The sequence below is a fragment of the Enterobacter sp. 18A13 genome, from assembly GCF_007035975.1.
In the GTDB taxonomy this organism is placed as follows: Bacteria; Pseudomonadota; Gammaproteobacteria; order Enterobacterales; family Enterobacteriaceae; genus Enterobacter; species Enterobacter vonholyi.
Genome location: NZ_AP019634.1, coordinates 2635025 through 2648268, shown reverse-complemented (window position 1 = coordinate 2648268; position 13244 = coordinate 2635025). Strand labels below are relative to the sequence as shown.

Here is a 13244-nt window from a genome sequence, read left to right as displayed (position 1 = left end):
GCTGGCGCGCGTTTTACCCGCTAAACGCGCGCCGCCAGAAAATTAAATGCGGAAATGACCGGCTGTTTCAGCAAGGTCGCCCGCCTGGCTCTGCAGGGCACCCGCAGCGGCGGCGGATTCCACGACCAGCTCGGCGTTCTGCTGAACCATTCTGTCGAGATGGGTCACCGCGTGGTTGATCTCATGAATCCCTTTCATCTGCTCGCTGGTGGCGATGGAAATTTCGCGCATAATGCCGGAGACGCTGCCGATGCTGGAGCGGATCTCGTCCATGCTTTCCCCGGCCAGGTGCACGTAGCGGGAGCCGGTGGCGACGCTGTCGGTGGTGGAATCGATCAGCGATTTGATCTCTTTCGCCGCCTGGGCGCTGCGGCTCGCCAGGTTACGCACTTCGCCCGCCACCACGGCAAACCCGCGTCCCTGCTCACCCGCACGCGCCGCCTCGACGGAGGCGTTCAGCGCCAGAATGTTGGTCTGGAAAGCAATGCCGTCAATCACGCTGGTGATATCGCCAATTTTAGCCGACGCGACTTCGATGGACTGCATGGTGCTGATCGCCTGGGATACCACCTCGCCGCCGCGCGCAGCGGCCGCTGAGGCTTTGCTCGCCTGGTCATTCGCTTCTGCCGCCGATTCGTTCGACTGGGTCACGGAGGCGGTGATCTGCTCCACGGCGCTGGCCGTCTCGCGCAGGCTGGATGCGGCCTGCTCGGTACGTCCGGAAAGATCCTGGTTACCCGCCGCAATCTCCTGAGCGGCGTTTTTCACCGACTCGCTGGCATCACGGAGCTGCACCATCACCACCGACAGCTTATCGCTGAAGGCGTTAAAGGCCTGCGCAATCTGCGCAACCTCGTCCTCGCCGTTGTCCGGCAGGCGCTGGGACAGATCGTTAGTCCCGTTAGCAATGTTGTGCATCGCGTCGCGAATGTCTGACAAACGCTTGAGCAGGCGGGCAATCAGGAAATGCACAATGGCCGCGCTCAGCAGTGCCAGGATCACCAGCGAAATCGCCGAGGCTTTAAGCAGGGAACGCATGCCGGAGGTGGCATCACCGTTGTCGAGCGCGACGACTAACAGCCAGTTTGTACCCGGCACGGCTGTCGCCACGAAGGTTTTTTCAGCATCGTTCAGCGTTCCGTCGACGAGATTACCGCTTTTCAGTGCAGCAAAATCAATGCCTTTGATCGTCTCAGCGAATGGTTTAAGCGTGAGCGCCGGATCGTTAGCGGCAATCACGCTGCCGTCACTGTTCAGAAGCAACCCGCTGCTGGCCGGTGTTGGATGGATCCCGCGCACGTTAGCCACCACGCTGTCCATCGCCACATCGCCCGCCACCACCGCTTTCAGCGTACCATTCTCTTTTACCGGCACGGCGAAGGTTACCACCAGTTTGCCGGTCCCCGCGTCAACGTAGGGCGCGGTGACGACCGGACCGTCCGTGCTGACCACCTGCTGATACCACGGGCGGATAGTCGGGTCATAGTCCGCCGGGACACCCGCCGGTTCAGAGAATTTCGCCGTTTTGCTGGCGTAACCAACATAAACGTTGGTGAAGCCACCCGCCTGCGCAAGCTGTTTAAACACCGGAACCGGATCGTCACTCAGCGCAACGGTCTGCGCTGAGGCGATCACCGCCATCTTGCTTTTTACCCAGTCGGCAATCGCCATGTTATGGCTGGCGCTGGTGCTGGTCAGAATATCGCGCTGGGACTGCTGGTTATCCTGGCGCGTGACCTGGAAGTTAATAACGGTATTAAGGAGAAGTGCGACGACCAGACAGCCTGCAGTCGTCGCGATGATGCGTGCACGAATCGATCTGAACATAAGTGAAATACCTGCTGTGTTGTTTCCATGCCTATCGGCATCCCCGCAGGTAAACTTGATGCTGAAACCGCGTCCATAAGAAAATAATATTTTTACGGGTTTATTATTAAAAAGCTAATACTTTATCCGCGGACAGCGTCCACTCGGCCAGCTCAACCAGCGTACCAATCTCTACGCCATCAACCAGCGGCAGACCGGTAATACCGCGGCCATCGGTACAGGTCTTGCACAGCTTCACCGGCACGTTTTGCGCGGTCAGGATCTCCAGCATCTGCTGAATGTTATAGCCTTCTGCCGGTTTTTGTCCCTTCAGCCCCGCGGTGACCGCGTCCGACATTAAAAAGAGTCGTAACGCGAGGTCACTCTCTTTTTCACGCAGCGCAATCGCCAGGCGCAGGCTATTAAAAAGGGATTCGCTGCCGTAGGCCGCACCGTTGGCGACGATCACAATCTTTTGCATGTTGACTCCTGTTCTTATAAAGGCACGAATATTGCTTAGCTTTCCCGAGTTTCGCTGTTCCGGAGAGAAAGCATGACATTAATGGCTGGCATTTCGCCAGGCGCTGCCGAATGGCTCGAGCGCGCAAAGATGATGCGCCGGGAGCAGCTCAGCAAGCTGGCACAGCTTGGCGAGCTTGTGCACGGCATTAGCCAACTGGTGCACATGTTACAGTGCGAGCGTGGGGCGTCCAACGTCTGGCTCTGCTCACAGGGTAAGCTTTACGCCCCCGAATGCAAAGCCAGCCGGGCGCTGGTGGATGAAAACCTCGCTGCACTTTATGTGATTCTTGAAAAACAGTCGCCGATCCCGGGAAGTACGGTCTGTGAACGCATCGGCGGCGCGCTCCTGAGCCTGGATATGCTTCCCGCGCTGCGCGAAGGAGTTATTCAGCAAACGGTAACGGCACCGCAGGCGATGGAACACTACTCCCGCATGCTTCGCCATCTGCTCAGTATCGTACCGCAGCTTAATGACAGCATTGACGATCCGCAAATAGCCGGGCGTTTTGTCGCCCTGTATAGCCTGATGCAGGGGAAAGAGCTGGCGGGACAGGAGCGGGCGCTGGGGGCGATTGGCTTCACGCAGGGTTTTTTCGATGATGTGACTCGCCAGAGGCTGGTTGACCGCATCGACGGGCAGCAGGCCTGCTTTGAAATCTTTCTCTCGCACAGCCACGCTGAGGTACAGGCCACCTTTGCCTTAAACTGCCAGTCCGATCGTGAAACGGAACAGCTACGAAGGGTGGCCTGCACCCGCCAGCCCGCCGCCGATAACGGCCATACCGCACTGGCCTGGTTTGCGCTGCAAACCGCGCGCCTTGAGCATCTGCGCGCGCTGGAGGAGACGCTCATCGCCGATCTGATGACGGCGGTGGACGAGCGTATTTACCGTAACGATGAGTACGTGCCTCCCGCCGATGAGCAGGACGATCCGCTGATACAGTACCCGGAAAAACCGTTGCTCACCCTGGTACGCCAGCAGGCGCGTGAGATAGAACAGCTCTCGCGCCAGCTTGCGTCGCTGCGCGATACGCTTGAAGAGCGCAAAGTCATAGATAAAGCGAAAAGCGTTTTGATGACCCACCAGAATATGAGTGAGGAACAGGCCTGGACGGCGCTGCGCAAAATGGCGATGGATAAGAACCAAAGGATGGTGGATATCGCCCGCGCGCTGCTCATGGTGAAGAATTTGTGGCAGGTAATACCAAAGGAGTAGCTGCACGGTTAGCGGGCATTTTGTGCCTGATTGAGGTGCGTAAACCTGAGGGTAAAGCGGGATACACCGCGAAAACCGCGTGTTAAAACCTGGCATTCGCTTTGCATTATCAGATTAACCATTTTTGACGATGCGCCAACGGCGGTGCATTCGTCTTCGGGATAAAGGCGTCCACTGGTGCTTCGGCATCGTGGGCGCTTTTTTTGGTTTTTATTCAGGAGTGGTCATGGCGGATTTGTCGAGACGGCGTTTTTTGCAGGCCAGCATGCTGGCGAGTGGCGCAATGCTGTTACCGGGTATCATGCAGGCCGCATGGGCGGCAGGCTCGGATAAACCGGAGCAGGAAACAGTGCGCATCGGGTTTATCCCGCTGACAGACTGCGCGCCCGTGGTTATCGCGGCGCTGAAAGGCTTTGATAAAAAATACGGCATTACCATCGTGCCCACCAAAGAGGCGAGCTGGGCGGCGGTGCGCGACAAGCTGGTGGCGGGCGAGCTTGATGCCGCGCACATTCTCTACGGCCTGCTGTACGGCCTGGAGCTGGGCATTGCCGGCAAGCCGCAGCAGATGGCAAACCTGATGACGCTTAATCAGAACGGCCAGGCGATTACGCTTTCCAGCGATCTGGCGGAGAAGGGCGTTCGAGACCTTGACGGGCTGAAAAAGCTAATTGGTCAGCAGGCGCCCGGCACCTACACCTTCGCGCACACCTTCCCGACCGGGACGCACGCCATGTGGCTCTACTACTGGCTGGCCAGCGCGGGCATTAACCCCTTTGACGACGTGCGCACGGTGGTGGTGCCGCCGCCGCAGATGGTGATGAACATGCGCATTGGCAACATGGTCGGCTTTTGCGTCGGCGAGCCGTGGAACGCGCGGGCGATTAACGACCGCATCGGCTTTACCGCCGCGACGTCACAGTCTGTCTGGGCCGACCATCCGGAAAAAATCCTCGGCACGCGTCGCGACTGGGTGGAGAAAAACCCGCACACCGCGCGGGCGCTGGTCAGCGCGGTGCTGGAGGCCGCACGCTGGATCGAAGCCTCCCCGGAAAACAAGCGCGAGACCGCGCGGATCCTCTCCCGCCGGGCGTGGCTCAACTGCAAGGAACAGTTTCTCACCGGGCGAATGCTCGGCGAGTACGACAACGGCCTGGGCCAGCGCTGGCAGGACGCGCACCCGATCCGTTTCTTCAACGAGGGGGCCGTCAGCTACCCATATCTCTCCGACGGTATGTGGTTCTTAACCCAGTTCCGCCGCTGGGGCTTGCTCAAATCCGCGCCGGACTACGCGGCTATTGCACAGCGCATTAACCAGACCGCTGTCTGGCAGGATGCCGCCACGGCGGTGGGGGGCATCACCACACCGACTTCACCATTACGCAGCAGCACATTGATGGACGGCACCGTCTGGAACGGTACCGACCCGGAAGGATACGCCAGCCGTTTCGCCATTCATCGTAAAGGGGCCTGATTATGCAGCATCTGCAAAAGACGAAATCACCAGATACGCCAGAGAGTGGGGAGGTGATTGTCCTCCCTCCGGTGCAGGTTCGCCGCCGTACGCCGACGTTTGCGCGTCGGATTAACGCGATCATTCAACGCATCATTCCGGCGTTAATCGGTCTGGGACTGCTGGTCGTGCTGTGGCAGCTGGCGGCGATTAACAGCAAAGGTTTCCCGACGCCGCTCAGCACGCTTGATTCCGCCATTACTCTGTTTGCCGATCCGTTTTATCGCGACGGGCCTAACGATATGGGCATCGGCTGGAACGTGCTCGCCTCATTACAGCGCGTGGCGGTGGGCTTTGGCCTGGCCGCGTTCGCCGGGATCCCGCTCGGCTTCCTGATTGGCCGCTTCACCTTTTTTTCGCGCATGTTCGGCCCGCTGATCGCGCTGTTACGCCCGGTTAGCCCGCTGGCCTGGCTGCCCATCGGCCTGCTGCTGTTCCAGAAAGCGGAGCCCGCGTCGAGCTGGACCATTTTTATCTGCTCTATCTGGCCGATGGTGATCAACACCGCCGAAGGCGTGCGCCGCATTCCGCAGGACTACCTCAACGTTGCCCGGGTGCTGCAGCTTTCCGAGTGGACCATCCTGCGCCGCATTCTCTTCCCGGCGGTGCTGCCCGCGGTGCTGACCGGGGTGCGCCTCTCCATCGGCATCGCCTGGCTGGTGATTGTCGCCGCCGAGATGCTGACCGGAGGGCTGGGGATCGGCTTCTGGATCTGGAACGAGTGGAACAACCTCAACGTCGAAAACATTCTCATCGCCATCGTCATCATTGGCGTGGTCGGGCTGCTGCTGGAGCAGGGGCTGATGCTGATCGCCCGGCGCTTTAGCTGGCAGGAAAAATAAGGAGCGAACATGAAACCATTAATTCAGGTCCAGGCCGTGAGCCAGCGTTTTTCCACCGCCAGCGGCGAGTTTCTGGCGCTGCAGAACGTCTCTTTTGATATCCACGAGGGCGAAACCGTGAGCCTGATTGGGCACTCTGGCTGCGGCAAATCGACGCTGCTGAACCTCATCGCCGGTATTACCCTGCCGACCGAAGGTGGGCTGATTTGTGACAACCGCGAAATCGCCGGGCCGGGGCCGGAGCGCGCGGTGGTGTTCCAGAACCACTCGCTGCTGCCGTGGCTCACCTGCTTCGACAACGTGGCCCTGGCGGTAGATCACGTGTTTCGCCACAGCATGAGCAAGGCTGAGCGCCGGGAGTGGATTGAACACAATCTCGACCGCGTGCAGATGGGGCACGCTCTGCACAAGCGTCCGGGGGAGATCTCCGGCGGCATGAAGCAGCGCGTCGGTATTGCCCGCGCGCTGGCGATGAAGCCGAAAGTGCTGCTGATGGATGAACCCTTCGGCGCGCTCGATGCGCTGACGCGCGCTCATCTGCAGGACTCGGTAATGCAGATCCAGCAGGCGCTGAACACCACCATCGTGCTCATTACCCACGACGTGGACGAGGCGGTGCTGCTCTCCGATCGCGTGCTGATGATGACCAACGGCCCGGCGGCGACCGTCGGGGAGATCCTGCGCGTCGATCTGCCGCGCCCGCGCAACCGGGTGCAGCTGGCGGACGACAGCCGCTATCACCACATGCGCCAGCAGATCCTTCATTTCCTCTATGAAAAGCAGCCAAAAGCGGCGTAGCGAGGGGGCTTTGATGCGACTGGTCATTATCGGAAATGGCATGGCGGCTACGCGGCTGATTGCCTCGCTCACCGGGCGTGCTGCAGGTCGTTTCGCTATCACCGTCATCGGTGACGAGCCGGAACATGCCTATAACCGCATCCAGCTTTCGCCGGTGCTGGGCGGTGAAAAGCAGGCTGCAGACATCTGTCTTCAGGATGACGACTGGTACCAGGCGCGCGGCGTGACGTTGCTGCGGGGCGAAAAGGCGATCGCCGTAAACGTGGACACGCGGGAAGTGCAAACCGCCGCCCGCACGCTGGACTGGGATGCGCTGGTGTTTGCCACCGGATCAACGCCCTTTATTCCGCCAATCCCCGGCTGCGATGCGCCGCATGTGTTCACGTTCCGTACCCTGGCAGATACCCGGGCCATTCAGGCGATCGTCGGTCCTGCGGTGGTGCTGGGCGGCGGCGTGCTCGGGGTTGAGGCGGCAGCAGCGCTGGCGCGTTCAGGTGACGAGGTCACGCTTGTTCATCGCGGTCCGTGGCTGATGGAGCAGCAGCTGGATCGGCAGGCGGGAATGCTGCTGGAAGAGGCGCTGGCGGCGCGGGGCGTGCGCTGTGAGCTCGTCTCTGGCATCGCAGCGGTGAACGGAGATAGCGTGACGCTGCTTAACGGACGCAGTATCGCCGCCGCGCGCGTGGTGCTAGCGACCGGCGTGCAGCCCAGCGTCGCGCTGGCGCAGGCCAGCGGCATTCGCTGCGCGCGCGGCATCGTGGTGGATCACCAGATGCAAACCTCCGAGCCGGACGTCTACGCCATTGGCGAGTGCTGCGAAATTGACGGCCAGACGTTTGGCCTGGTCGCCCCCTGTCTGGCGCAGGCGGATATCCTTGCCGCGCGGCTGGCGGGGGACGTCACCGCGCCGTTTGTCCTGACTGACAACGGCGTACGCCTCAAGGTGACCGGCGTGGAGCTGTTCAGCCTCGGTCGCGCGGCAGAGCGGGAGGGCGACGTGGTCTGGAGCGCATGGGATCCGCTGACCCGTCACTATCGTCGTTTACTGATCAATCAGAGGGCGCTGGCTGGCGTACTGCTGATGGGCGACTGCCGCAGCGCGGCAACATTTACCGATTTACTGGCAACGGCTGCGCCCGCGCACGCGGACTGGCTGTTCGATCGTTTCACTACGCAACCGCAGGTTGCAGGACACAATGCTATGACAAAACCTACTCTGGTGGTGGTTGGGCACGGTATGGTCGGCCATCATTTCCTCGAAGACTGCGTTAACCGCAATCTGCATCAGCAGTATCAGATCGTTGTCTTTGGCGAGGAGCGCTATGCCGCCTATGACCGCGTGCATCTGTCGGAATATTTTGGCGGCCGCAGCGCGGCGTCGCTTTCGCTGGTGGAGGGGGATTTCTTTGCCGACAACGGCATTGAGCTTCGCCTGTCGCAGCAGGTCGTCGCTATCGATCGCGACGCGCGCGTGGTGCGTACCGCCAGCGGGCACGAAACCCACTGGGACAAGCTGGTACTGGCGACCGGATCATACCCGTTCGTGCCGCCCGTGCCGGGCAACGATTTGCCGGGCTGTTTTGTCTACCGCACCCTTGACGACCTGGACAACATTGCGGCGCACGCGGCGGGCTCGCGCCGCGGCGTGGTGATTGGCGGCGGCCTGCTCGGGCTGGAGGCGGCGAATGCCCTGAAGCAGCTCGGGCTGGAAACCCACGTGGTGGAATTTGCGCCTAACCTGATGGCGGTCCAGCTCGACAACGACGGCGCGATGATGCTGCGCAAGAAAATTGAGGCGCTGGGCGTCGGCGTTCACACCAGTAAAGCGACAACGGAGATCGCCACGGCGGACGGCGGGCTGGTGCTGCGCTTTGCCGATGGCGAACAGCTTGAAACGGACATGGTGGTCTTTTCTGCCGGCATTCGTCCCCAGGACGCGCTGGCGCACAGCAGCGGGCTGGCTATCGGCGAACGCGGCGGGATTTGCATTGACGACGGTTGCCAGACCTCCGATCCGGACGTGCTGGCCATCGGCGAATGCGCGCTGTGGGAAGGGAAAATCTTCGGTCTGGTCGCGCCCGGCTATCAGATGGCGCGGGTGGCCGCCGCCGCGCTGGCGGGTGAGGATAAAACCTTCGCCGGCGCGGATATGAGCACTAAGCTCAAGCTGCTCGGCGTGGACGTCGCCTCGTTCGGCGACGCTCACGGGCGCACGCCGGGGGCGCTGAGCTATCAGTGGACGCACGGTCCGCAGCAAATCTATAAGAAAATCGTGGTCAGCCACGACGGCAAAACGCTGCTCGGTGGCGTGCTGGTGGGTGACGCCAGCGAATACGCCACGCTGGTGCAGATGATGCTTAACGGGATAGCCCTGCCAAAAGAGCCGGAAACGCTGATTTTACCCGCGTCGTCAGGCAGCGCGCCGAAAGCGCTTGGCGTGGCGGCGCTGCCGGAAAGCGCGCAAATCTGTTCATGTCATAACGTCAGCAAGGGCGATATCTGCCGGGCGGTGAGCGCGGGCGCGACGGATATCGGCGCCGTTAAGCAGTGCACCAAAGCGGCGACCGGCTGCGGGGGATGTAGCGCGCTGGTGAAGCAGGTGATGGAGTTCCAGCTGGCTGAGCAGGGCGTGGAGGTGAAAAAGGACATCTGCGAGCACTTCCCGTACTCGCGCCAGGAGATTTACCACCTCGTGCGCGTCAACCATATTCGCACCTTTGACCAGCTTATCAGCCGCTACGGACAGGGACACGGGTGCGAAATTTGTAAGCCGCTGGTGGGGTCAGTGCTTGCCTCGTGCTGGAACGAGTATCTGCTGAAACCGGCACACCTGCCGCTGCAGGACACCAATGACCGCTACTTCGCCAATATCCAGAAAGACGGTACCTACTCTATCGTGCCGCGCATGCCGGCGGGGGAAGTGACCGCGGACGGGCTGATCGCCATCGGGCAGATTGCGAAACGCTACAGCCTGTACAGCAAAATTACCGGCGGGCAGCGTATCGACCTTTTCGGCGCCACTCTTGAACAGCTGCCTATGATCTGGCAGGCGCTGGTCGAGGCCGGGTTTGAAACCGGGCACGCTTACGGGAAATCCCTGCGCACGGTGAAATCCTGCGTCGGTTCAACCTGGTGCCGCTACGGGGTGCAGGACTCCACCGGCCTCGCGGTCAGGCTTGAGCACCGCTACAAGGGGCTGCGCGCGCCGCACAAAATCAAAATGGCGGTCTCCGGCTGCACCCGCGAGTGCGCGGAGGCGCAGAGCAAAGACGTTGGGGTGATTGCCACCGATAAAGGCTGGAACCTCTATCTCTGCGGCAACGGCGGGATGAAGCCGCGCCATGCGGATCTCTTCGCCAGCGATCTGGATGACGAAACGTTAATCCGCACCGTCGACCGCTTCCTGATGTTCTACATCCGCACGGCGGAACGCCTGCAGCGCACCAGCACCTGGATGGATAACCTGGAAGGCGGTCTCGACTACCTGCGGGAGGTGATCCTCAACGACAGCCTGGGTATCGCCCACGAGCTGGAGCAGGAGATGGCCCGGGTGGTGGAAACCTATCAGTGCGAATGGCAAACAACGCTTAACGATCCCAACCGGCTGGCGCTGTTCCGCACGACGGTGAACGACACCGCGCCGGATGAAAGCAAGCGCTGGCAGGAAATTTGCGGCATCGACGATATCCCCGAGCAGGCGGGCATCGGCGCGCGGCTTGGACGTAAGCCGATTGCGCTCTTCCGTTTTGGCAAAACCGTTTACGCCCTCGACGATCGGGAACCGGGCGGTAATGCTAACGTGCTTTCACGCGGCATTCTTGGCGATGCAGCGGGCGAGCCGGTGGTGATTTCACCGCTGTATAAGCAGCGCATTCGCCTGCGCGACGGCTGTCAGGTAGAGAACGGCGAACCCGCGGTGCGCGCCTGGCCGGTGAAAATTGAAAACGGCAAGGTATGGGTTGGCAGCGACGCCCTGGTAATGCGTGCGGAGGCTTCATGACGGAAACCCGGACAACGTGCCCCTACTGCGGGGTCGGCTGTGGCGTAGTTGCCAGCGTGGAAGGTGAAGCGGTCAGCGTTCGGGGAGATGAAACCCATCCTGCGAACCTGGGACGTCTGTGCGTGAAAGGATCGGCCCTGGGGGAAACGACGGGGTTACAGGGGCGATTGCTGCGCCCCGCTGTTGACGGACTTGAGGTGGACTGGGCGCAGGCGCTGAACGCGGCGGGGGAGCGTCTGCGGGAGATTATCGACACATGGGGACCGCAGGCGGTGGCGTTTTACGCCTCCGGACAATTGCTTACCGAGGACTACTACGCCGCCAACAAGCTGATGAAAGGATTTATCGGTGCGGCAAACATCGATACTAACTCCCGGCTCTGTATGTCCTCGGCGGTGGTGGGCTACAAGCGCGCCTTTGGCGAAGACGTGGTGCCGTGCAGCTATGAGGATGTGGAAAACAGCGATCTGGTGGTGCTGGTGGGTTCAAACGCGGCCTGGACGCATCCGGTGCTGTATCAGCGGCTGGTGCAAGCAAAGTACAGCAATCCGCAGATGAAGGTGGTGGTAATCGATCCCCGCAGAACCGCCACCTGTGATATTGCTGACCTGCATCTGGCGCTCGCCCCCGGCAGCGACGCCGGGCTGTTTGTCGGTCTGCTTAATGTGATTCAGGGAACGGATGAGTGGCCCGTTGAGCGCGTGGCGGCGTTTTGCGATCTTCCGTCAGAAGACATTGGTACCTTTTACGACTGGTTTATCACCGCGCCTCGCGCAATTACGCTCTACACCATGGGTATCAACCAGTCCGCCAGCGGCAGCGACAAGTGTAACGCTATTATTAACGTTCATCTTGCCAGCGGGAAGTTCAACCGTCCGGGCTGCGGCCCGTTTTCGCTGACCGGACAGCCAAACGCGATGGGCGGAAGGGAGGTGGGCGGACTGGCGAACCAGCTGGCGGCACACATGAACTTTGAGCCGGACGATCTTTCGCGGGTGGCGCGTTTCTGGGGAACGGAACGGCTGGCGCAGACGCCGGGCCTGATGGCGGTGGAGTTGTTTGACGCTATTGCCCGCGGCGATGTGAAGGCGGTGTGGATCATGGGCACCAACCCTGCCGTGTCGCTGCCGGACAGCCACGCGGTGTGTCAGGCGCTGGCGAGCTGCCCGCTGGTGATGGTCTCTGAAGTGATGAACGATACCGACACCAGCCGGTTCGCCCATATCCGTTTTCCGGCTTTGGGCTGGGGAGAAAAGGACGGGACGGTGACCAATTCCGAGCGGCGCATTTCACGCCAGCGCGCGTTTCTGCCTGCGCCGGGCGAGGCGAAGCCGGACTGGTGGATCGTCGCGCAGATGGCGAAGCGGCTGGGCTACGGCGAGGCCTTTGCCTGGCAACATCCGCACGAGATTTTTTGCGAACATGCGGCGCTGACGGCCTTTGAAAATGACGGCGCGCGGGCATTGAATCTTCATGACCTGGCTGCACTAACCCGTGAGGAGTGGGATCAGCTTGAGCCTTATCAGTGGCCGACAGGGGATTTCCCGCGTCGAAACATTGTTCCCGTTAATCCTCTGTCGCACGGTGCGACGGTCAGCGCGTTGTACCCGCTGATTCTTAACTCGGGGCGCATCCGCGATCAGTGGCATACCATGACCCGAACGGGATACGTAGCCAGACTGATGCAGCATATCGCCGAACCGTTTGTTGAGGTTTGCCCCGCAGACGCCGTTCGGCTTTCCCTGTGCGACGGCCAGCTGGCGCGAATTAGCTCGCCGCGCGCCGTGATGGTCGTCAGAGTACGAATCAATGACGGGATACGGGAAGGCGAGGCGTTTGCCCCGATGCACTGGAACGCTGAGTTTGCCCGCCAGGGAAAGGTGAATGCCCTGGTGGAAGGGCGCTGCGATCCGGTTTCGGGCCAGCCGGAGAGTAAACAAACCGCGGTCAGAATTCTGCCGTGGCAGCCTGCCTGGCAGGGGGAACTCTATGCCCGGGAATGGCCGGAAATGCCTTCTTCGGTTTACTGGTGGCGCAAAGCCTCACGTCTGACGGTGGCGTGCGATAAAAGTTTGCTGTCGTGGGTAATGGAATACGCCGGCGTCCGGGGCTGGCAGCTGCAGGTTGCCCAAACCGGCGAACGCAGCAGCGTGCTGGCCTGGCATGAAGGCCAGCTGATGCTGGGCTTCTGGGAGGGCACCGCGTTACCGGCGCTGGCGCATACGGTGATTGAAGCCGCTTTTCAATCCCCACCCGTGCTTCTCGCAGAACGCCACGCCTTGCTGAACGGACAGAGCGTCGGGAAGGAAGCGGATCCGGGACGCATCATCTGCAGCTGTTTCAGCGTCGGGGAGAATACGATACGGGAGGCGATCGTCGGAGGGTGTGATTCCGTCAACGCGCTGGGGGCGAAGCTGCGCTGTGGTACGAACTGTGGTTCCTGCGTGCCGGAGCTGAAAGGGCTGTTTCAGGATAATCCTGAAATGTCCGCCAGGACTGCATTTCAGGGCTTATCGCGTTAACATAATAAGAGTTTAGTCATAAACA

At 61.0% G+C, this 13244-nt stretch carries 8 protein-coding genes; 6 read left to right on the top strand and 2 right to left on the bottom strand.

Annotated elements, in window-relative coordinates; genetic code table 11:
* Positions 1–42 precede the first annotated feature (42 nt).
* Positions 43–1827 (bottom strand): methyl-accepting chemotaxis protein, encoded by a 1785-nt coding sequence (locus FOY93_RS12870; RefSeq protein WP_133294622.1) that lies wholly within the window; start codon positions 1825–1827, stop codon positions 43–45.
* Between the two features lie 106 nt (positions 1828–1933).
* Positions 1934–2287 carry a DsrE/DsrF/TusD sulfur relay family protein gene (locus FOY93_RS12865; protein WP_127731335.1) on the bottom strand — a complete coding sequence of 118 codons (354 nt, stop codon included), beginning with the start codon at positions 2285–2287 and terminating at the stop codon, positions 1934–1936.
* 72 nt (positions 2288–2359) lie between these two features.
* Between FOY93_RS12865 and nasR the strand changes: the two genes are divergently transcribed.
* The 6 genes from nasR (at position 2360) to FOY93_RS12830 (ending at position 13219) form a co-directional block, all read left to right on the top strand.
* Entirely contained in the window at positions 2360–3544 is a 1185-nt protein-coding gene (gene nasR, locus FOY93_RS12860; protein ID WP_143345225.1) for a nitrate regulatory protein NasR, read from the top strand.
* Between the two features lie 226 nt (positions 3545–3770).
* The gene (locus tag FOY93_RS12850; protein ID WP_133294619.1) at positions 3771–5018 is read left to right on the top strand and encodes a CmpA/NrtA family ABC transporter substrate-binding protein; all 1248 of its coding nucleotides are present in this window, start codon (positions 3771–3773) and stop codon (positions 5016–5018) included.
* A gap of 2 nt (positions 5019–5020) precedes the next feature.
* Positions 5021–5899: a nitrate ABC transporter permease gene (gene ntrB / locus FOY93_RS12845; RefSeq protein WP_127731329.1), complete on the top strand. Its 879-nt coding sequence runs from the start codon at positions 5021–5023 to the stop codon at positions 5897–5899.
* 9 nt (positions 5900–5908) lie between these two features.
* On the top strand, positions 5909–6697 hold the full coding sequence (locus FOY93_RS12840; protein WP_033145769.1) for an ABC transporter ATP-binding protein: 789 nt from the start codon (positions 5909–5911) through the stop codon (positions 6695–6697).
* A 13-nt stretch (positions 6698–6710) separates the two neighbouring features.
* Positions 6711–10697: a nitrite reductase large subunit NirB gene (nirB, locus tag FOY93_RS12835; RefSeq protein ID WP_143345224.1), complete on the top strand. Its 3987-nt coding sequence runs from the start codon at positions 6711–6713 to the stop codon at positions 10695–10697.
* Entirely contained in the window at positions 10694–13219 is a 2526-nt protein-coding gene (locus FOY93_RS12830; protein WP_143345223.1) for a nitrate reductase, read from the top strand. Before nirB ends, FOY93_RS12830 begins: the two co-directional genes overlap by 4 nt.
* Positions 13220–13244: the final 25 nt, after the last annotated feature.